Source organism: Paenibacillus montaniterrae (assembly GCF_018403185.1).
In the GTDB taxonomy this organism is placed as follows: Bacteria; Bacillota; Bacilli; order Paenibacillales; family Paenibacillaceae; genus Pristimantibacillus; species Pristimantibacillus montaniterrae.
Genome location: NZ_BOSE01000010.1, coordinates 140,698 through 161,163 on the forward strand (window position 1 = coordinate 140,698; position 20,466 = coordinate 161,163).

Below are 20,466 nucleotides of genomic sequence, written 5' to 3' on the forward strand. Positions count from 1 at the left end.
CAACACGCTAGCTGCCAATCGATTCAGAGCTGTCAGTGCTGTGCTTTTTCTTGGCGCTCCATGGCGTGCCTAGCAGCGGCAGCGCCCAGCGGTCAAGCCCGTACCAGCCTGCATTTTTCCATGCGAGCACCAGCCATGTAGCAAGAACAAACAGCAGCGGGTTGGAGCTGACTGTACCAGCGAACAGGAAGCTGACGTTCATTAAACCGCCACAAAATGCGGCAATACCCGTTAGCAGGCCAAGAATAAGACCTAATCCGACCAAAACCTCGCCGAATGCGACAACATAGGAAAAAGCTTTGGCATTTGGAATAACGAAATTCTCCAAAAAGGCTGCATACCAGCTGGAAACATCCTTGCCTTCCTCTGCTTTAGCCAGTGCCCCCTGCATAAAGCCTGTTACAGCGGCTCCCGCATTTTCGCCGGTCCATGCATCGCTGTTTACCTTTTTCCAGCCGGAAGTAAGCCAAGTATAACCTACGTACAAGCGAACGATAAGCCAGATCCAGCCTGCTCCAGTGCTGCTGAACAGAAAACGGGAAACCGGGTTCTCGGGAATATGAATCATTTTATTGGACATGAGTGGTTCCTCCCAGATAAGTGGTGATCATTTCCACCTTACTATAAAGTACCCCCCATGCAATGAAAGTGATTTTTGTCACAGTGCTTCTTTTTTCAATTTAGCTGTGAAGTACAATACGTTGAATGATCTATGCTATAATTTAGGAAGCGATATGAACGGAACGAAAGCAGGGACGATTGTGGAAGCTAAGATGAAATATTGTATAAGCTGCGGGCAAGAGAAGCCAATCAATGATTTTCTTCGCCGTACAGGAAGACGAGAGCGCCCTGACAGCAGACGCGGAACCTGCAAGCAATGCAGGCAAGCAGGAACTGCTGCCGGTCAATATTCGGAGCAAACGACCGTCTCCGTCGCTCACCTGCCAGCTCCAGGCCGCGCCAGATGGAGCCGCAAGAAGCGTCAGCCCATCCTCTATGTCAGACCCACACATGCGATTAATGGCTCAAGCCTGCGTGCGGACGATTTGCGTCCGACCTGGCGCGGTGTCGTGCGCATGCGCGGCAGGTCGGATACGGGACGGCGCTGGATTCAGGAGGTTGATTTGGCGCAGGCCAGACAGCTTGTGAAGGAAGGCGCGGCGATCATTATTAATCCGTATACGATTCGGATGATATACAGCGGCAAGGAGTTTCGCAAATTTATTTTGGCACGTGATCATCATACCTGCCATTACTGCGGCGAGTATGGCGATACGATTGACCATCTGCTGCCCCGCGCCAAAGGCGGATATACGACGCCTGTTAATTGCGTATGCGCCTGCCTAAGCTGCAATCAGCAAAAAGGGAATTTAACGCCGGAGCAGTTTATGCAATTTTTATTGGAACAGCATAAGGAGCCACACTTGAAATGACTTTCATCTCACTTGCTTCAAGCGGTGAGTGTGAAAGTCTTTTTTATGGCAGCTTGCATATATATGTATTGATAATAATTATCAATATCGATATAATGGGGGAGATAGTAAATCTAGTAAAATATTGATTCGGCAATAGGAGGTGCAGCTCGGTGTTCAAAGGATCGACAGCCCGTAAGTCAATGCTGCTGGTCATCATGTTGCTGCTTCTGATCCTTTCCACACTCATTGCGATTGGTATTGGCAGTGTGAGCGTAAATCCTGTTGTTACGCTGCAAACATTGTTTGGCTATGGTGATGATACAAGCTCAGTTATTTTATGGGATATTCGCATACCAAGGGTGCTGCTTGCTTTAATTGTTGGCGCCAATCTTGCTATTTCTGGCGCTTTGATGCAGGCTGTGGTGCAAAACCCGCTTGCTGATCCAGGTGTAACAGGCGTGTCTAGCGGCGCTGCAGTTGCCGCATTGTTTATTATGCTTGCCTATCCAGGCGCTAGCGTTTACGTACCTATTGTAGCGATTGCTGGCGGTTTGCTTGCTGCGGCGATGGTCTATATGATGGCATGGCAGCGCGCAACAGGCTTTCAGCCTGTGCGCATCATCTTGTCGGGTGTGGCCGTCAATGCGATATTCGGCGGTGTGATCGGCTTGTTGTCGCTGCTGTACAGCGACCGCTTGCCATCGGCGATTCAATGGATGAATGGCAGTCTCGCCGGCAAGGAAATGAGCGATGTGCTGATGATTTTGCCTTATTCGCTTGCAGGCTGGATCATTGCGCTGCTTTCGATCCGTCAAGTTAATGTGCTGCGGCTTGGGGAGCAGACTGCTCATAATTTGGGACAGAACATGAACAGAGTGCGGCTGATGCTCAGCTTGCTTTCTGTAGGCCTGGCTGCTGTTTCGGTCTCTATGGTTGGCCTGGTTGGTTTTGTCGGACTCGTTGTGCCGCATATTGCCCGCATGCTGATTGGCTCGGACTATCGCTACAGCCTGCCGCTTGGCATCCTGCTTGGCGCAATTATTTTATTGCTTGCCGATATGATTGGCCGTTCCTTGTTCAGCGCAACGCAAATCCCTGCAGGTATCGTCATGGCGATGCTTGGCGGTCCATATTTCTTGTATCTGATGCGGAAGGGAGGCGCGTAGCATGCTGGCATTAAAGGATGTGACGATTAACTATGCCAATCGCAGCATCATTAAGGATGTATCGCTTGACGTTCACGCAGGAGAGATTGTCTCGATTATTGGACCAAACGGGACGGGAAAATCGACGATCCTTAAGGCAATTTCAAAGAGAATTGGAGTTGCAGGCGGCTCGATCATGTTCAATCATCAGAATTTGACGGATATGAGTGTTAAGGAAATATCGCGGTTGATGTGCATGGTATCTCAATCGAATTCAAGCCCGCATGATATGACCGTTGGCGAGCTGGTCAGCTACGGACGTTTGCCTTATAAGAAATGGTACGAGCGCATGTCCAAGGAAGATGAGGAAATCGTACAGTGGGCGCTTAGCCAGACGCATATGGAGGTCTATCGCGAACGGCTTGTGCAGCGTTTGTCAGGAGGAGAAGCGCAGCGCGCATGGATTGCGATGGCGCTTGCTCAGCAGCCGAAAATGCTGCTGCTCGATGAGCCTACGACTTATTTGGATATCGCCCATCAGTTGGAGGTGCTTGATTTGATCAAGCGCTTGAATAAGGAGCTGGGGCTAACCGTCATTATGGTGCTGCATGATTTGAATCATGCGGTGCAATATAGCGATAAAATTTGCGTCATACATAGGGGAGCAGTGCATGCTTATGGCAAGCCTGCAGACATCATGACCAGGCAGCTGATTGGGCAAGTTTATGGGGTTGAAGCGGAGATTGAGCAAGTTGGCGGAGTGCCTCGCATTCATATTATTAAAAAAAGCAATGTAAAGGATGTGTCAAAAATGATGAATATTAAGCCGATGGATATCGCAGTGCTGAAGGAAAACTATCAGAAGCTGGTAGGCGGCGCGCAGTCGGTATTTTTAAGCACGATCGCGTTGGACGGCTCTCCGTTTCTATCCTATGCGCCGTTTGTTGAGCATGACGGCAAAGTGTATGTCTATTTGAGCCAAATTGCCGAGCATTATCGCAATCTCGAGGCCAATCCGGCAGTGGACGTGATGCTTGTTGCAGACGAGTCGGCTACGAAAAACATATTTGCCCGCGAGCGCGCGCGCTTCAAGGGCCAGGCGAAAAATGTCGGCAACGAAGGCTATGAGGACGTATTTGCCAAATTCGAAGCCAAATTCGGCACGCCTACCTTTAAAATGCTGCGCACGCTGGACTTTTCCTTGTTCGAGCTGACGCTAGCCAAAGGGCGCTATGTGGTAGGCTTCGGTCAAGCATTTGACGTAGATTTTGCTGGCGAGCATTTTGAGCATGTCAATCGTGACGCTCACGGCCTCGACGTAAAGCCGAGCACGAAACAGGGGGAGTAGGACATGGATACAGCAACGATTATCGCAATGTGGGAGTCGCTGCAAAGCCGCTTTCACAAAATGGTGAAGGAGCTGCCTGAGGAAGCATTGAAGCTGGCGATTGGCCCTGCTTCTATCGGTTATATGATTCGCCATAGCGCAGAAGTAGAGTATGTATATGCCGAGTGGGTATTCGGCAAGCCGAAGCCTGAGCATTTGCACTATTACACGCTGCGCGGACCGGCAAATGCTGCTGTTGAATTTACGAACCTGGCCGAGCTGGTGGAACTGCTCGAGGCATCAAATGCCGTCATACTCGAGGCGATTCGCACGCTGCCGGAAGCGGAGTGGAGCAAGCAAGTAACAACACCGCGCGGCACCTTTACACCGCTTGATGCCATTTCACAGCTGATGTACCACACTGGCATACATGCCGGGCAAATTTCACTAATGCAAAAGCATGCCTAAGGATGTTGAGCCTGCCGCATTTGTCATGCTGCATAAAAAATATGTAAAAATAGAAGCTAGTCTAGTGAGCTGCTGCACCCAAATAGAGCGTGCAGCTCAGAGACTGGCTTTTTTTATTTTAAATATGGTGTGGAACCACCACTTCCAAATGAAAGTTTAAAAATTGGGCCTCAGGACCAAGAAGCTTGCACGATACTAGAAAGTGAGGAGCGCAGCGTAGATAGACCTACGTGAGCACCTAAAATGTTTCCTGCGGAAACATACATCGGAAGCATAACCTTTCGCTAGCGTTCAAGATTCGCCGTCGATTACGCTTCAACGCCAATCATCGTCATCAAAGTCAAATTTTTAAACTACCTCTTCCAATAAAAGTTTAAAAATTCGGCTTTCAGGACCAAGAAGATGGCACGATACTAGAAAGCGAGGAGCGCAGCGTAGATAGACCTACGTGAGCACCGCAGCTTTCGGTAGCGTGACATATTCGCCGTCGATTACGCTTCAACGCCAATCATCGTCATCAAAGTCGAATTTTTAAACATCCTTTATTTGAACGAAATGAGGGGTTGCTGCGTCTAGTATATAGAAAGAGGTGAACGGGATGTTGGATGAACAATTGCTTCGCGCTGCAACCAAAGGTCAGGACGAAGCGGTTATAGCCGTGCTGCGGCATTATGAAGCCGCATTATATCGAGTTGCCTACAGCTACTTGCGGCATGAGCATGATGCGATTGACGCGATGCAGGAGCTTAGCTATCGCTGCTTCCGCAGCATTCATACGGTCAAAGAGCCGCAGTATATCGGCACATGGCTAACTAAAATTATGATGAACATATGCCGCGACATGCTGCGCAAAAAGCAGCGCGAGGTGCTGTCCGCTTATGAGCTGGAGCAAAGCTATGAGCAAGCGCATGATATTGAATGGCTCGATGCGCTGCAGGCGCTTGATGAGCAGCAGCGCGAGCTGATTTTGCTGAAATACGTCAATGATCAAAGCAATGCTGCGATTGCAAAGCAGATGAATTTGCCGGAAGGAACTGTAAAGTCTCGGCTTTACTATACGCTGCGCAAGCTGCGGAGAATGTTTGGAGAGGAGAGAATGTAATGAATCAAATCGATCAGGAGCGTTATGTCAAGCTGCTGAACAGCATTGCCGTGCCGCCGCTTGAGACAGCGATTTTGGAGGGGCGGCGCAAGGTGCGGGCCGAGCAGCGAGCCCAGCGCATAAGAAGCGTAAAGCGCGGCTTTATTGCGGCTTCCGTTGTAGTTGTGCTTTTCGCTTCCTTGCTTGTAGGCACGCGCTGGTCTCCTGCGCTGGCCAGTACGCTGTCGCAAATCCCGTTTGTATCCGAGCTGGTCGAGCTTGTTGCCGGCAACAAAGGGATGCAGGACATTGTTGAACATCAATATTATGAGGTCATCGACAAAACGATTACTGCGAATAATTTGTCATTAACGCTAAAAGGCGCGATTGCCGATGAGTATGGGCTTGTGCTTTATTACCGCGTCAGCTCCTCAGAAAGCTTGGAGGGCATTAATGTGTCCGAGCTCAATGTGACGCATAATGGACAGGAAATAGAGGGCGGCATCTCATCTTCCTTTTTCGTTAGAGAAGGGGAGAAAAGCGTAGACGATCAAGTTACGATTAATGTAATGAAGCCATTCGATTATTCGTCCAAGCAATTTATGCTGGAGATGAAGTTCACCGATGAGCATCAAACGGTCATCACGATACCATTTGAGCTGAAGCAGCCGATTGCGCCAACTAAGCGCTATCCATTGCAGGAGGAGGTTCTTGTCAGCGGACAGCGCATATGGCTGGAGGAGCTGAGTATTTCTCCGCTAAGGGCGCAGCTGACGCTTAAAATCGATGAGCAAAACAGCTGGCAGCTGCTGCAAATTGACTCGGCCGAGCTGATCGATGAGCATGGCGAGCAGTGGGGAACAATTAATAATGGCATGGTAGGATGGGGCACGTTAAGAGATGGCGAGGCGGGACTTTATTTTCAAAGCAATTACTTCCGCAATCCTGAGCAGCTGACGCTGCGGCTTGGACAATTTCAAGCGCTGCCTAAGGGCGAGGATTATATTGAGATTGATTTTGCCCAGCAAAAGGTGTTGTACCAGCCTGAACAGATTGATTTGCAGCTGACCGTGCTGCCCAAATCGGTTGTGTATACCGCAACGGAAAATGTGCAGCAGTTCAACAGGCAGCTGTTCAGCACAGGCATTGATGCTGCCGGCAAAGAGGTGTTCAGCAGCGGCGGCTCCTACACGTCCAGCGATACTGAAGCGAAGCATAATATTTGGTATAATTTAGAAGGGGTTGTCAATCCTGTGCGCTTTGCGATCAGCTCTTATCCGCATATGCTGCCGGATACGGTGGAGCTGGAAATTCCGCTGACACAGTAGCAGCAGGTGCGGCTCGCGAGAAAGCTGAGCGCAGCTACTTGTATTGTGGCGAATATTTTGGGAAAATAGAGAGCGGATAAAGACATTACGAGTTTGAGGGGCCGAGCTGCCGCTTAAGCGAAAAGAGGAAGAAGCATGAAGTCATCAATCTATGGACTAACCTTCGAGCAGCTTGCTGATTGGCTGCAGGAGCAAGGAGATAAACGCTCGCGTGCGCTGCATATTTGGCGAGGCTTGTACCGCCAGCGCGTACGCAGCTTTGACGATATGACAGACGTCAATGAAGCTACAATTGGACTACTTAAGCAGCATTTCACAATTGAAACGCTGAGAGAGCATACACGTCAGCAATCGCAGGATGGAACGGTGAAGTTTCTGTTTCAGCTTGTTGATGGCAATTTGATTGAAACGGTACTAATGCGTCACAAGTTTGGCTTGTCGGTCTGTGTTACGACTCAGGTTGGCTGCAACATCGGCTGCAGCTTCTGCGCCAGCGGTTTGATTGCCAAAAGCCGTGACTTGACGAGCGGAGAAATTACAGAGCAGTTGATGCAGGTGCAATTTTTCCTTGATCAGGAAGGCAAAGGCGGCCGTGTCAGCCATATCGTTGTAATGGGCATTGGCGAGCCGTTTGACAATTTCGAGCACATGTCAAACTTTATTCGTACGGTTAAGGATCATCAAGGCATGGCGATTGGTCCGCGTCATATTACCGTTTCGACGAGCGGACTTGTAAATCGCTTTAAGGATTTCACTGACAGCGATCTAGGCGTCAACCTAGCGATCTCGCTGCATGCGCCGAACAATGAGCTGCGCTCGCGCATTATGAAAATTAACAAGGCGTATCCGCTGGAAAAGCTGATGCCAGCCATTGATTATTATTTGCAGCATTCCAATCGTCGTGCGACGATCGAATATATTTTGCTGAAGGGTGTAAATGATCAGCCGCAGCAAGCTGTTGAGCTGGCTGAGCTGCTGCAAACACGCAAGCAAATGGTCAATGTCAACTTAATTCCGTACAATCCGGTTGACGAGCATAGCCAATATCAGCGCAGTACGGCAGAGGACATTCGCGCTTTTTATGATATTTTGAAAAAGCATAAAATTAGCGTCAGCGTACGAATGGAGCACGGAACAGACATTGATGCAGCCTGCGGGCAGCTGCGCAGCAAGCAGCTCGATAAAGCATCAAACGGCTAACACGTCGAATAAGCTCCGGAGCAAAGCATTCTCCAGTCGCTTTTTAAATCGTAATACTCTTAATTAAATTTTTTAAGGTTGCATAACGATGTTAAAGGCGACCCACTTCGTTTTTCGGATGCTTTGCTCCTCCGCTGTAGCTTTTTTGAGTGAAGGACCAAGAAGATGGCACGATACTAGAAAGCGAGGAGCGCAGCGTAGGCAAAAGCTACGTGAGCACCGGAGCTTTCGGTAGCGTGCCATATTCGCCGTCGACTATGCTACAACGCATACCCCCGTCATCAAATTCAGATTTTTAAACTACCCATCCAATGAAGGTTTAAAAATTCGGCTTTCAGGACCAAGAAGCTTGAACGCTAGTAGAAAATGAGGAGCGCAGCGTAGGCAAAAGCTACGAGAGCACCGGAATTTTCGCTAGCGTTCAAGATTCGCCGTCGACTAAGCTACAAAGAAGTAACCCCGTCATCAAAGTCGTATTTTTAAACAACCTATCCAATGAAGGTTTAAAAATTCGGCTTTCAGGACCAAGAAGATGGCACGATACTAGAAAGCGAGGAGCGCAGCGTAGGCACAAGCTACGAGAGCACCGGAGCTTTCGGTAGCGTGCCATATTCGCCGTCGATTAAGCTACAATGCAACTGCATCGTCATCAAAGTCGTATTTTTAAACATCCTCTAAAAATTAGACTATTAGGAATCCCATATTCCGCTTAGCCCTCATCAACGTTTCGTTGGCAACGGCTGCTGCACGCTCTGCTCCATCACGCAATATCTCATTCAGCTCCGAGGAGTTGACAATTTCATGGAAGCGCTGCTGAATCGGCTCCAGCTTGGCAATTACTACCTCAGCAAGCTCCTTCTTGAAGTTGCCATAGCCTTGGCCTGCAAAATGCTTTTCTACCTCAGCAATCGACATGCCTGAAAACACGCTGTAAATTTCAATCAAATTACTTACCGCAGGCTTCGTATCCCAGTCATAGCGCACCGACATTTCGGAATCGGTTACTGCGCGGGAAAACTTTTTGCGAATAACAGCTGGCTCATCGGTCATCAAAATATAGCTGCTTACATTTGGATTGGATTTGCTCATTTTTTTCGATGGATCATCCAGCCCCATAATGCGGGCGCCTGTTTCCTGAATAATTGGTTCAGGCACGACAAAGGTTTCGCCGTAGCGATTATTGAAGCGGTTGGCCAGGTCGCGCGTCAGCTCGACATGCTGCTTCTGATCGTCGCCGACAGGCACATGCGTAGCCTGATACAGCAAAATATCCGCTGCCATTAAAGCAGGGTACGTGAACAGCGCGGAGCTGACGACATCCTTGCCGTCCGACTTATCTTTAAACTGCGTCATACGGCTCAGCTCACCGAAATGCGCTTGAGTTTCCATCATCCAGCTAAGCTCAGCATGGGCAGATACTTGTGATTGCAAAAATACAGTTGAGCGCTTCGGATCGATGCCGGCAGCGATGTAAAGCGCAGCAAGCTCGCGCGTGCGTTCGTTCAGCTCCTTCGGGTCCTGATACACCGTAATGGCATGCAAATCAGGAATAAAGAAAAAGCATTCGAATTGCTCCTGATTGCGTACAAATTGGCTGAGCGCTCCAGAATAGCCACCAATATTCAGCACGCCGCTCGGTTTAATGCCTGATAAAATTCGTTTCATTTCTTTTCACCTCATATTTTCTGAAAATAAAAAAAGCCTCATCCCTGCTTTAACAGGGACGAAGCTTGTAACTCCGCGGTACCACCCAAATTCGACATCATGTCGCACTTGATCTTTAGCCTATGTGCCAAAGAAGCTCGTTAACGGCGAGCGCCGACAATGCCTACTGCCTGCCGGTAGACGGCAAGGTTCAGATTGTAGCGAGCAGACCCATTCATTCTGCAGCATGTACCGATCTTCACACCAATCATCGGCTCGCTATAACATGCAGCTCAGAACTACTCCTTCTGCTCATCGCTTTCGCATTATTTTATTATGTCAAGCATACTGATATTTCACATACAAGTCAAGAAGTGCAACGATGGTTGACAGTGGTCGTTCATTCTGTTATCTTAATTTTAAGATTATTACATTATTTGAGTTTGAGAGGGCTTCAGTATGAGTGAAACAAAACGCTATGAGCAATACGAGGATGCGCTTGATTTATATATTGGACTGTCTCGAGCGAGCCAGTGGGTGCTGGCCCATGCTGACCGCGATATTCGCAAGCATGGCTTGAATCGCACAGAGTTCGGCGTGCTGGAGCTGCTTTATCATAAAGGTCCACAGCCATTGCAGCAAATTGGCAGTAAGGTGCTGATGAGCAGCGGCAATATTACGTATGTTGTCGATAAGCTTGAGAAGAAAGGCTATGCCAGACGCAGAGTGTCAACCGAGGATCGCAGACTTATTTATGCCGAGGTTACAGAGACTGGAGCGGCTTTTATCGAGCAGGTTTTCCCGCAGCATGCGACGGTCATTGAGGCGGCCGTTGCTGGTCTTGATCGTCAGGAGCAAAAGCAGGCGATTGAGCTGTTAAAAAAGCTTGGCATCTATGCAGAGCGAGCGTTTAAGGAAAGCTGACCACAGGCAGCAGACTGTGGCTGCTTTTTGCATATAAATCTTAATTTAAAGATAAAATAAGAACTATTCAAGAAGCTGCATGAAAAGTTTAAGATGTGGCTTCCGCAGCACTTTTCATTTACAGGGTGCTTGTTAAGAAGCTGCATGAAAAGTTTAAGGAGGAATAATGATGAAGCATATTTATGAAGCAGGTTCAGATCCAGCAGCGCCAGTGCTGCTATTGTTGCATGGAACAGGTGGTACAGAGCGCGATTTGCTGGGGATTGCCCAATACATTGACAGCAGCGCTTCTATTTTAAGCGTGCGCGGTAATGTGCTGGAAAACGGCATGCCCCGCTTTTTCAGACGGATTGCTGAAGGTGTTTTTGATATTGAGGACTTGAAGTTCCGTACTGCTGAGCTGAACGAATTTATTGACCAGGCGGCGGAGCAGTATGGTTTTGATCGCAAGCGAGTCGTCGCAATTGGCTATTCCAATGGCGCCAACATTGCCGCTAGCCTGCTGTTCCACTATCAGGACGCACTAATGGGAGCCAGTCTGCATCATCCGATGGTTCCGCTGCGCGACATCGCACTGCCTGATCTTAACAGTGCTCAAGTATTTATGGCAGCGGGCAAAAATGATCCAATCTGTCCGCCGCAGGAATCAGAAGAACTGAGAGAGCTGCTGGAGGGAGCAGGAGCAAGCGTGGAGCTGCTATGGGAAAATAGCGGTCACCAGTTAACTCGCAGCGAAGTGGAGGCAGCAAAAAAATGGTACGAGGCCAGCTTTAAACAATAAGCAAACATATCTATTTGCAGCGGACAGCTCATACATTTATACAAATGAGATAAAGGTGTGAGCGCTATGGTTATTGCAATTATTGGAGGCGGACCGGCCGGGCTGAATGCCGCATTGGTTTTGGCTCGAGCCAAGCACAAGGTGCTGCTGTTTGACAACCAGAAGCCCCGCAACGCGGTAACGGGGCATATGCATGGCTTTATTACGCGTGAAGGCATTGCGCCTGCCAAGTTTCGCAGGCTTGCGCATCAGGAGTTGAACCAGTTTTCAAATGTGAAGGTGTATCGCGCCACGGTCAGCTCCGCCACTCGTGCAAGTGAACGGCATTTCTTGCTCGAGACGAAGCGAGGCAAGCAGATATTAGCCGATCGCTTGCTGCTTGCTACAGGCATTAAGGAGGCGCTGCCTGCCGTGCCGGGCTTGTCGCAATATTACGGACGCTCGCTGTTCAGCTGCCCTTACTGCGATGGTTATGAGCTGAGCAACCAATCGCTTGCAATTATAACCGAAGGCGGCAATGCAGTAGCGCTGGCAGCAACAATAGGGCAGTGGAGTCGCAAGCTGCATTTATTTACAAATGGCAGAGGCAGTCTAACGGCTGCAGACAAGGAGATGCTGCGCCTGATGGGCGTAGCAATACATACTTCGCCGATCCACGCCTTAGTAGGAGAAAACGGCAAGCTGCGGGCGATTGTAACCGCGAGTGGGCAGCGCATTAGCTGCACGGGCGGCTTCGTATCAACCTATTGGATGCATGCTGGTTCGCTGGCGCAGCAATTGGGCTGCAGATTGGCTGAGCATGGGGGAATTTGGCAGGATGGTCATGGAAGAACGAGTGTAGCGGGTGTATATGTAGCAGGCGATGCGATGAGCATATCTCCTGCGCAGGCAGTACTGGCGGCTGGCGATGGCGTCAGAGCGGCGATTACGCTGAATCAGGATCTTGTGCAAAGACGGCTGGATCGACATGCTGCTTCTGTACGGAGATCGTGAGGAACATAAACATAAAAAGCATGCTTTACGCTGCAAGCTGCAGCATAAAGCACGCCCTAATCTAAAATAATTGCTATTCCTCGCGATAATCTTCAACAATAAGCTCTAGCGAGCCAGTTGTAGGATCCATAATAAAGCCGTGCACCGGGACATGAGCCGGGAACAGCGGATGGTTGCGAATCATTTTCACGCTATGCATAACGCCATCCTCTGGCGCAGAGAAGCCGCGCAAAAATTTATCCATGCGAATGCCGGAACGCTCTAATGTATCAATAACAAGCGGGTCGATGCCACCGTCAGTAATAAATTTTTGCACCATGCCCTTGCTGTCAAGATTCGTCATGCCGCAGCCGTGGTGACCGATTACGACAACCTCTTTTGCTTGCAGCTCATAAACTGCAACCAGAATACTGCGCATAGCGGAACCGAACGGCTGAGTCAGAACAGCCCCCGCGTTTTTAATGAATTTGGCATCGCCGTTGCGCAAGTTCAATGCTTTAGGCAGCAGCTCCATCAAGCGAGTGTCCATGCATGTCAAGATCGCAATCTTTTTCTCAGGATATTTATCCGTAATATATCTCTCATACTCTTTGTTTTCGACAAACGCTTTGTTGAATTCCATTAATTGAGAAACGATGCTCATTGTATATTCCTCCTACTTTATTAAGTTAATCAAAATCAACACTATATTTTATTATTCTCCTATTTTTTATTGAAGTCAAATAGCAATTCTTGAATAATTGTAAAATTTATGTTGATAATTTGTCAGCTGCTTCAACAGGCAGCAGCACAGTTGCCGTTGTCCCTTTGCCAAGCTCGCTTGCAAAGCTTAGGCTGCCGTAATGGTTGGATACAATTTGCTGCGTAACAAGCAGACCAAGACCGTTGCCATCCTGCTTGCTTGTATAAAAAGGATTAAATATATGAGACAGCTCTTGCTCTGAAATTCCGACACCAGTATCCTCAATGGCGATCACCAGCTGAGCAGGCTCGGTCGCTGCTTCCTGCCTGTCGATTGAAATCAACAGGTTGCCGCCGTCTGGCATCGCTTCAATGCTATTTTTAATGAGGTTAACGAATACCTGCTTTAAATGCTGCTCGGAGCCATGTATGACGCTTTGCAGCGTTAGAGCGTCAATGCTGACCTCGACTTTGTCGAGCTTGCCAGAGGTTTGCATCAGCATCACTATATCACGGATTAACCGCTCAACATGAACAGGTCCCCATTGCTCGATTTGCGGTCGCGACATGCTCAAAAACTGGCTGACAATCAGCTCCATATGCTCGATTTCCTTCATAACAAGCTCCGCATGCTTTTCCGGAAGGTTGCCGTTGCTGTGATTAAGCGATAAAAAGCCCTTCACAGTTGTTAACGGATTGCGAATTTCGTGAGCAATGCTGGCTGCAAGCTGTCCGATGGCAGACAGCTTCTCATTGTTGCGGCGCAGCTCTTCATTTTGCTTGCGCTGAGTTATGTTGCGCGTGATCGAGGCAAAGGCGACCGTATCGCCATGCTCATCAATAATGCCCGATAGGGTAATGCTGACATCAATTGGCTTGCCTGACTTCGTATGCATAATTGTTTCATAGTTGGAAATGCCGTTGTTATCCATTACCTGCATCAACAGCTCGGTGTAGCTGCGCTGCTTCTCAGAGCAGTCAGGGAACAGCGGTCGGCCGAGCAGCTCGCTGCTGTTGAATTCAAACATATCTTCAAACGCCTTGTTGACCTGGATCAGCTTGAAGTCCAAATCCATAATATGGATCGCATCCTTCGTATGACTAAAGAAGGATTCCAAATACTGCTTGGTGCTCAGCAGCTCGAGATTAGTTTGCTTCAGCTGCTCTGTATAACGATATAAATTATTGCCCATCGTATTGACTTGAGAGGCAAGCAAGCCCAGCTCATCCTTGCTGGAATGCTCCAGCGGCGTGTTGAACTGATTCATCGAAATCGCATTTACCTTCAGCATAATTTTCGTAAGCGGCGCTGTCAGCAGCTCTGCGATTAAATAGCTGCCTGCAATCGTAATAAGCAGCAAAATAATGCTGATTACAGTATGATCGAGCAGCTGCTTTGTCGTGCTGGACAGAAGCTGCTCATGGTCGAAAACCATACTGATGACGTATGGCTTACTGCCTGCAATTGGCGTAAAGGTACGCGTCAGCTTTTTATCGTTAAGCTCAAAATTTGATGTAATAAAGCTGTTGGAGTGCATTGCTTGCTTGACAAGCTTGACGTCCCTTTTAGCATTGCTGTACTCGTAGGAGCCGAATTTAATATCGCGCACATCGAGATTGTAGACCGGCTGTCCTTTTTTAAGCTTAATTATTTTTTCCTTGCCAAAATATTTAGGGTCGAACGCTGTAATTTCCAGCAGCGACTCATTTTCGGCGATTAGCTCAGCTACTATATTTTCTTTGCCCTTTACATATCCATCAGGAAACGATGAATCGGTATTCAGGATCGTATTAATCATGTAATTGGTTTTTCCGGAATAGTAATAGCCCCATTTGTTTACTTTCGAGGGGTCTGATACTGAAAAATTAATCGGGCCGGAATAGAAATGGTCAGCATGCTCACCTTGCTCCACACTTACTGGACGCATATGGATAATATCCTTCATCGCGACGTCCCAGTAATCCCATGTTTTGGAGCGCAAATTAATTTCGTCAGGATTGGACGACAGCGCGGATACGAGCTCGCCATTATCGAGCACCCACAGTGTAATGTCGGTTATTTGCAGCGTATCACGCACCTGCTGAAGCTCCTCCAGCGAAATGTTGGAGATGTCCGGATCAAGCAGCTGCTCTGCCGCCTGCGCGGTAGCCTTTAAGCGCTGCGACAGCTCCTTCTCAATGCTGCGATTCGTGCTTTCAATAAGCTCGATTGACACTGCCAGCTGCTGAGCCATCGTCGTAATTTGCTGTTCAACATTTTCATTTTGCACACGAACCGCATTAATTTGTGAAAAAAAGACGTTCAGAATAAGTACAACGCAAACAATTAGAGAGATAGCGACTGATAATTTTGTGCGAATAGACAACAGTATCCCTCCAATTCTTAGCTTTAGTTCGAAGTTTGTTGTATTGGGATATAAAGACAAATATCGACAAAATTTTCGCAATTCCTAGTAAATAAGTATAGTTTATAAAATATAGTATTGACAACAGGAAAATAGAGATATAAAATAATGATACATACTTTAAATTTGTAAGTTGATATAATTAATTAATATACGGAGGTTTTTGAAATGACGACAAAATGGATTGTAGATGCTTCTCACAGCTCTGTAGAGTTTTCCGTAAAGCACTTAATGATTGCAAAGGTTAAAGGCTCTTTCCACAAGTTTGACGCTGAGATCGAAGCGGATCTTAACGACTTGACATCTGCTAAAGTTGTTGTGAATATCGACCTGGCAAGCGTAGATACTCGCAACGAGGATCGAGACAATCATTTGCGTTCAGCAGACTTTTTCGATGTTGAGAATACGCCAAGCCTAACGTTTGTCGTAAGCTCGATCACAAAAACAGGTGATGACGAATACGATGTAGTGGGCGATGTTACGCTTCATGGCGTGACAAAGCAGGAAACGTTCAAGCTTACTTATGAGGGCTCTTCCACAGACCCTTGGGGCAACGAAAAAGCAGGCTTCAGCGCAACAGGCGTTATTAAACGCAGCGACTACGGCTTAACTTACAACGCCGCCCTGGAAACTGGCGGAGTACTAATTGGCGACGATGTAAAAGTCAACATCGAGCTTGAAGCACAAAAGGCCTAATACGAAAAACGGATCGATCATATAAATACCATACAAGGCTGTACCTCTACTGTTAGAAGCATTCAACAGAGGGGTACAGCCTTTTTACATATATAGAGAGGATGCTCAAAAAAGGATTTGTCGGAAAATATTTTCATTCCAGCGGCACAAATTTGATTGACAATAACATTTAACCAATGCTATTGTTGAAAAAGATTTTAACGATAAGAGAGGAGGGTTACGTATCATGAAAGCAATTGACTTTATGCATTTTATTAATATGACTAATAAAAATGATTACGTAATCCGCGTCGTTCACGTATAAACCTATACGGCGCATGATTACGTAGCGTAGTCATGCGCCTTTTCTTTACATAAGGGCTAGCTGTCACCATTTTTAGTGATTGCGGCGGCCTTCGGGAAAAGAGCATGCCTACGATAGGCATGCTCTTTTTGCATGCTTTAATTTGGAAAGCAAGGGGTTGTTAGGCAACATGCTTAGTGTTTTAAAAAAGTTAGGTTGGTTTTTTAAGCTGGAGCGGAAGCGATATATATGGGCAATCAGCCTCCTGTTTTTAATCGGACTGGTTGATTTGCTGCCACCATGGCTAATTGGGGTCGTCATTGACGGGATCCAGCAGGGCCTGTTTACGTCTAAGGAATTTCAATGGATGATTGCGGGCTGGATCGCCATTACCATTATTGCTTATGGCGTAAATTATATTTGGCATTATTTATTGTTTGGCGGCGCGTTTGTGTTGGAACGCACATTGCGGATGAAGCTGATGGTCCATTTTTTGCGGATGAAGCCATCCTTTTACGAGCGCAACCGTACTGGCGATTTGATGGCGAGAGCGACCAATGATTTAGGGGCAGTCTCCAATACGGCCGGCTTCGGCATATTGACGTTGTTCGATTCTACAATCTTTATGATTTGTATCGTTGTGATGATGGCGGTAGCGATTAGCTGGAAGCTGACGCTTGCCGCGTTGCTGCCACTGCCTTTTATCGCATTAGTGCTCTCAGTATTGGGCAGCAAAATTCACCAACGCTTTACGGAAGCTCAGGATGCATTTGGCGAGCTGAATGATGATGTGCTGGAGTCGGTATCGGGCGTACGCGTTATTCGCGCCTATGTGCAGGAGAAGGCAAGCGAGCGCAAGTTTCATGCGAAAACAGAGGAAGTGCTCGATAAAAACCTCGCCGTTGTGCGAATCGATGCTTTGTTTGAGCCGGCTATTAAAATCATTGTTGGAATCAGCTATTTGATCGGGATCGGCTATGGCGCTTATCTCGTCTTCAACAGTGAGCTTACGTTAGGGCAGCTCGTTACCTTTAATATGTTTTTAGGCATGCTCATTTGGCCGATGATTGCGATGGGCGAGCTTATTAATATTATGCAGCGCGGTAATGCCTCGCTAGATCGTGTCAACGAAACGCTGGCCCATAAAGCGGATGTGCAGGATAAAGAGCATACTACAGCTGATCATGCTCCAAGCAAAGTTGCCTTTGACCAGTATTCATTCCAATATCCAAGCTCGTCTCAGGTTAATTTAAGCGCATTAAATATCCGGATCAAGCAAGGGCAAACGCTTGGCATTGTAGGCAAGACGGGCAGCGGCAAAACGACCATTTTGAAGCAGCTGCTGCGTGAATACCCGCTTGGCCAAGGGGAGCTAAAGCTTGGGGAGCACCGCATTGATGAGCTGAAGCTCAACGACGCGATTGGCTATATGGGCTACGTGCCGCAGCAGCCGTTTTTGTTTTCCCGCTCGATTCGCGATAATATTTTGTTCGGCAAGGCAGATGCGACAGAAGATGAGCTGCAGCATGCGCTGGAGCGCGCTTCGTTCGCCAAGGACATCGTCTTTTTGCCTGAAGGACTTGAAACAATGGTCGGAGAGCGTGGCGTGGCGCTTTCAGGTGGGCAGAAGCAGCGTGTCAGCATAGCACGCGCGTTAATCGCAGACCCTGAAATCCTGCTGCTGGACGATGCATTGTCGGCTGTTGACGCTAAAACAGAAACTGAAATTATTAATAGCATTAAGCAGGAGCGTCAGCAGAAAACGACGATTATTACGACTCACCGCCTGTCAGCGGTACAGCATGCGGACTGGATTGTTGTGCTTGACGAAGGCGTCATTATAGAAGAAGGAACACATGAGCAGCTATTAGCCTTAGGCGGCTGGTACAAAGAACAGTTTGATCGTCAGCAAATTGAGCTGGAGCTGAGCTCATAGGGGTAGAGAGGTGAAGAATGCATGACGATGCATGAACAGCATCACAAGCAAACGCCGGTTAAAGCGTCCAGCACAGGAAAGCGGCTGCTGGAGTACGGCTTGCTATATAAGAAAACGATTATTGTAGCACTACTATTTCTAATTATCGCAGTTGGTGCAGAGGTTATTGGTCCATTGATAGCGAAGCAAATGATTGACCAGCACGTGACCAGCATTAATAAAGCATGGCATTATGTTGCAGAAGGAACTGCCGAGGCTGTTCCTTATCAGGATAAATGGCTGGTGCGCGAGGATAAGCTTGCGGACCAGCAGCAATCACTGGGACGTGCAAGCTTTGAGCAGAAAGGCTTAACCTTCTATCTTGTAGATGAAGGAAGCTCATCTGAGCAAGGAACGAAGCTGACTAAAGAGGAGCTTTATCAATTTTACAAGCCGGAAATTAAGCCGATTATTAGATTGGCGCTAATTTATTTGGCGCTGCTTGCCGTGTCGGCCATTTTTGTATACAGTCAGCGCCTGCTGTTGCAAACCGCGGCCAACCGCATTGTGCAAAAGCTGCGCCGTGACGTTTATGCTCATACGCAGCGGCTTCCGGTGCAATACTATGATCATTTTGCAGCGGGCCAAATCGTCTCGCGCGTAACGAATGATACCGAAGCGATTCGCGAGCTTTACGTTGGCGTTATCGCCAACTTCAGCATGGGGATCGTCTATGTAATCGGGATTTATGCAGCTATCTTTATAATGGATGTTCAGCTTGGTTTAATTACGCTGCCGCTTATTCCGATTCTTATCCTTTGGATTTACATTTATCGCCGTTATGCAGCGAAGTACAACCGGGTTTTGCGTGCCAAGCTGAGCGAGATTAATGCGAATGTCAATGAATCGATTCAAGGCATGTCGATTATTCAAGCATTTCGCAAGGAAGAAGCGATGAAAAAGGAATTTGATGAGCTGAATGCTTACTATTTCAAGTATCAGAATAAGATGCTTAGCCTTAACTCGCTTACCTCGCATAATTTGCTTAATGTATTGCGTAATATTATTTATATCGTTGTCATTGTACTATTTTTCAACAATCAATTTAGCGCAGCAATTACAGTAGGTCTTTTGTTTGCCTATGTCGATTATATTAATCGGATGTTTAACCCGATTGTCGGCATCGTTAACCAACTGTCCAATCTTGAGGTCGCTCGCGTTTCAGCAGAGCGCGTCTTCAAGCTGATGGATGAGCCAGGGCTTGAGGTGGATGAGCAGCATATGCCTCGCTATCGTGGAGATGTTGCCTTTAACGACGTAACCTTTGCTTATAAAGATGATGAGTATGTGTTAAAAAATATAAACTTCTCAGCCAAGCAAGGTGAGACGATTGCGCTGGTAGGCCATACGGGATCAGGCAAAAGCTCGATCTTGAACCTGCTGTTCCGCTTCTATGACATTAAGCAAGGAAGCATAACGATTGACGGAGTCGACCTGCGCGAATATTCCAAGCAGCAGGTGCGCGAGCATATGGGCATCGTGCTGCAGGATCCTTTTCTGTTTACAGGCACGATCGCTTCCAATGTCAGCTTGAACAATCCGGCGATAAGTCGCGAGCGTGTCATTAAGGCGCTTAAAGATGTTGGCGCGTACGATATGTTCATGTCGCTTCCTAAAGGGATAGACACCGAGGTCATCGAGAAGGGCAGCACCTTGTCGGCAGGACAGCGCCAGCTTATTTCATTTGCAAGAGCGCTTGCCTATGACCCTGCTATTCTCATTCTTGATGAAGCGACAGCAAGTATTGACACCGAAACGGAAGCGATTATTCAAGCTGCGCTTGATGTATTAAAGCGTGGACGGACAACATTTGTCATTGCCCATCGCTTGTCGACCATCCGTGCTGCTGACCAAATTCTCGTGCTTGACCGTGGAGTGATCGTTGAGCGCGGCAATCATGATCAGCTTATGGAGCAGCGCGGCAAGTACTATTTAATGTATCAATTGCAGGCGGGCAGTCCCGCGCTAACTTCATCATAAACAGAAGGAGCTGCTTTGAGCATCGCATGCTGTGCGAGGCTTGAAGCAGCTTTTGTCATATGTTAACCATATTAAAGCTTCGTTTGGCGGGGAATGCTATACCTATTTGCCACTTGAAATTGTGAATGGTTTGTGAAAAC

General features: G+C 47.7%; 16 protein-coding genes, 2 pseudogenes and 1 other annotated feature. Of the genes and pseudogenes, 14 read left to right on the forward strand and 4 right to left on the reverse strand.

The features are described 5' to 3' along the window. Positions 1-7 precede the first annotated feature (7 nt). A complete protein-coding gene (locus KJS52_RS21925; RefSeq protein WP_213519430.1) occupies positions 8-580 on the reverse strand; it encodes a DoxX family membrane protein in 573 nt (190 codons plus the stop codon). A gap of 106 nt (positions 581-686) precedes the next feature. On the opposite strand from KJS52_RS21925, the gene KJS52_RS21930 reads away from it, so the two are divergent. The 8 genes and pseudogenes from KJS52_RS21930 to rlmN all read left to right on the forward strand — a co-directional run bounded on the left by KJS52_RS21930 (position 687) and on the right by rlmN (position 7,964). Then, entirely contained in the window at positions 687-1,433 is a 747-nt protein-coding gene (locus KJS52_RS21930) for an HNH endonuclease (RefSeq protein ID WP_246563866.1), read from the forward strand. 152 nt (positions 1,434-1,585) lie between these two features. Further along, the gene (locus tag KJS52_RS21935) at positions 1,586-2,581 is read left to right on the forward strand and encodes a FecCD family ABC transporter permease (protein WP_246563868.1); all 996 of its coding nucleotides are present in this window, start codon (positions 1,586-1,588) and stop codon (positions 2,579-2,581) included. Between the two features lies 1 nt (position 2,582). Next, a pseudogene (locus KJS52_RS27940) lies at positions 2,583-3,207 on the forward strand (ABC transporter ATP-binding protein); the annotation flags it as partial. Between the two features lie 209 nt (positions 3,208-3,416). Further along, a pseudogene (locus KJS52_RS27945) lies at positions 3,417-3,908 on the forward strand (HugZ family pyridoxamine 5'-phosphate oxidase); the annotation flags it as partial. Between the two features lie 3 nt (positions 3,909-3,911). After that, a complete protein-coding gene (locus KJS52_RS21945; RefSeq protein WP_213519432.1) occupies positions 3,912-4,355 on the forward strand; it encodes a DinB family protein in 444 nt (147 codons plus the stop codon). Positions 4,356-4,953: 598 nt separating this feature from the next. Next, positions 4,954-5,457, forward strand: coding sequence for a sigma-70 family RNA polymerase sigma factor (locus KJS52_RS21950; RefSeq protein WP_213519433.1), 504 nt, complete (start codon positions 4,954-4,956; stop codon positions 5,455-5,457). Next, on the forward strand, positions 5,457-6,764 hold the full coding sequence (locus KJS52_RS21955; RefSeq protein ID WP_213519434.1) for a DUF4179 domain-containing protein: 1,308 nt from the start codon (positions 5,457-5,459) through the stop codon (positions 6,762-6,764). The genes KJS52_RS21950 and KJS52_RS21955 overlap by 1 nt, the downstream gene beginning before the upstream one ends. A 135-nt stretch (positions 6,765-6,899) precedes the next feature. Then, complete coding sequence (rlmN, locus tag KJS52_RS21960; RefSeq protein ID WP_213519435.1) at positions 6,900-7,964, forward strand: dual-specificity RNA methyltransferase RlmN; 1,065 nt, start codon at positions 6,900-6,902, stop codon at positions 7,962-7,964. A 681-nt stretch (positions 7,965-8,645) separates the two neighbouring features. Here rlmN and trpS read toward each other — a convergent pair. Beyond that, on the reverse strand, positions 8,646-9,629 hold the full coding sequence (gene trpS, locus KJS52_RS21965; RefSeq protein WP_213519436.1) for a tryptophan--tRNA ligase: 984 nt from the start codon (positions 9,627-9,629) through the stop codon (positions 8,646-8,648). A gap of 51 nt (positions 9,630-9,680) precedes the next feature. Beyond that, positions 9,681-9,933: a binding site (T-box leader), on the reverse strand. Between the two features lie 134 nt (positions 9,934-10,067). Between trpS and KJS52_RS21970 the strand changes: the two genes are divergently transcribed. The 3 genes from KJS52_RS21970 to KJS52_RS21980 all read left to right on the forward strand — a co-directional run bounded on the left by KJS52_RS21970 (position 10,068) and on the right by KJS52_RS21980 (position 12,306). Continuing rightward, positions 10,068-10,532, forward strand: a complete 465-nt coding sequence (locus KJS52_RS21970; protein ID WP_213519437.1) for a MarR family winged helix-turn-helix transcriptional regulator — start codon at positions 10,068-10,070, stop codon at positions 10,530-10,532. Between the two features lie 169 nt (positions 10,533-10,701). Continuing rightward, the gene (locus tag KJS52_RS21975; protein WP_213519438.1) at positions 10,702-11,313 is read left to right on the forward strand and encodes an alpha/beta hydrolase; all 612 of its coding nucleotides are present in this window, start codon (positions 10,702-10,704) and stop codon (positions 11,311-11,313) included. A gap of 66 nt (positions 11,314-11,379) precedes the next feature. Further along, positions 11,380-12,306: an NAD(P)/FAD-dependent oxidoreductase gene (locus KJS52_RS21980; RefSeq protein ID WP_213519439.1), complete on the forward strand. Its 927-nt coding sequence runs from the start codon at positions 11,380-11,382 to the stop codon at positions 12,304-12,306. A gap of 73 nt (positions 12,307-12,379) precedes the next feature. On the opposite strand, the gene KJS52_RS21985 is transcribed toward KJS52_RS21980, so the two are convergent. Together KJS52_RS21985 and KJS52_RS21990 are read right to left on the reverse strand one after the other, a co-directional pair. After that, positions 12,380-12,949: a beta-class carbonic anhydrase gene (locus KJS52_RS21985; RefSeq protein WP_213519440.1), complete on the reverse strand. Its 570-nt coding sequence runs from the start codon at positions 12,947-12,949 to the stop codon at positions 12,380-12,382. A 106-nt stretch (positions 12,950-13,055) separates the two neighbouring features. Beyond that, positions 13,056-15,353, reverse strand: coding sequence for a sensor histidine kinase (locus KJS52_RS21990; RefSeq protein WP_213519441.1), 2,298 nt, complete (start codon positions 15,351-15,353; stop codon positions 13,056-13,058). A gap of 207 nt (positions 15,354-15,560) precedes the next feature. On the opposite strand from KJS52_RS21990, the gene KJS52_RS21995 reads away from it, so the two are divergent. The 3 genes from KJS52_RS21995 (at position 15,561) to KJS52_RS22005 (ending at position 20,326) form a co-directional block, all read left to right on the forward strand. Continuing rightward, entirely contained in the window at positions 15,561-16,088 is a 528-nt protein-coding gene (locus KJS52_RS21995; protein WP_213519442.1) for a YceI family protein, read from the forward strand. Between the two features lie 473 nt (positions 16,089-16,561). Beyond that, positions 16,562-18,307 carry an ABC transporter ATP-binding protein gene (locus KJS52_RS22000; protein ID WP_213519443.1) on the forward strand — a complete coding sequence of 582 codons (1,746 nt, stop codon included), beginning with the start codon at positions 16,562-16,564 and terminating at the stop codon, positions 18,305-18,307. A gap of 21 nt (positions 18,308-18,328) precedes the next feature. Further along, a complete protein-coding gene (locus KJS52_RS22005) occupies positions 18,329-20,326 on the forward strand; it encodes an ABC transporter ATP-binding protein (protein WP_281425675.1) in 1,998 nt (665 codons plus the stop codon). The last annotated feature ends 140 nt before the right edge of the window (positions 20,327-20,466 follow it).

Coding starts and splice junctions, on each gene's coding strand:
- KJS52_RS21955 (WP_213519434.1), top strand. CDS start 5,457: ATGAATCAAATCGATCAGGAGCGTTATGTCAAGCTGCTGAACAGCATT.
- KJS52_RS21995 (WP_213519442.1), top strand. CDS start 15,561: ATGACGACAAAATGGATTGTAGATGCTTCTCACAGCTCTGTAGAGTTT.
- KJS52_RS21925 (WP_213519430.1), bottom strand. CDS start 580: ATGTCCAATAAAATGATTCATATTCCCGAGAACCCGGTTTCCCGTTTT.
- KJS52_RS22005 (WP_281425675.1), top strand. CDS start 18,329: ATGACGATGCATGAACAGCATCACAAGCAAACGCCGGTTAAAGCGTCC.
- rlmN (WP_213519435.1), top strand. CDS start 6,900: ATGAAGTCATCAATCTATGGACTAACCTTCGAGCAGCTTGCTGATTGG.
- KJS52_RS21945 (WP_213519432.1), top strand. CDS start 3,912: ATGGATACAGCAACGATTATCGCAATGTGGGAGTCGCTGCAAAGCCGC.
- KJS52_RS21975 (WP_213519438.1), top strand. CDS start 10,702: ATGAAGCATATTTATGAAGCAGGTTCAGATCCAGCAGCGCCAGTGCTG.
- KJS52_RS21970 (WP_213519437.1), top strand. CDS start 10,068: ATGAGTGAAACAAAACGCTATGAGCAATACGAGGATGCGCTTGATTTA.
- KJS52_RS22000 (WP_213519443.1), top strand. CDS start 16,562: ATGCTTAGTGTTTTAAAAAAGTTAGGTTGGTTTTTTAAGCTGGAGCGG.
- trpS (WP_213519436.1), bottom strand. CDS start 9,629: ATGAAACGAATTTTATCAGGCATTAAACCGAGCGGCGTGCTGAATATT.
- KJS52_RS21985 (WP_213519440.1), bottom strand. CDS start 12,949: ATGAGCATCGTTTCTCAATTAATGGAATTCAACAAAGCGTTTGTCGAA.
- KJS52_RS21980 (WP_213519439.1), top strand. CDS start 11,380: ATGGTTATTGCAATTATTGGAGGCGGACCGGCCGGGCTGAATGCCGCA.
- KJS52_RS21950 (WP_213519433.1), top strand. CDS start 4,954: ATGTTGGATGAACAATTGCTTCGCGCTGCAACCAAAGGTCAGGACGAA.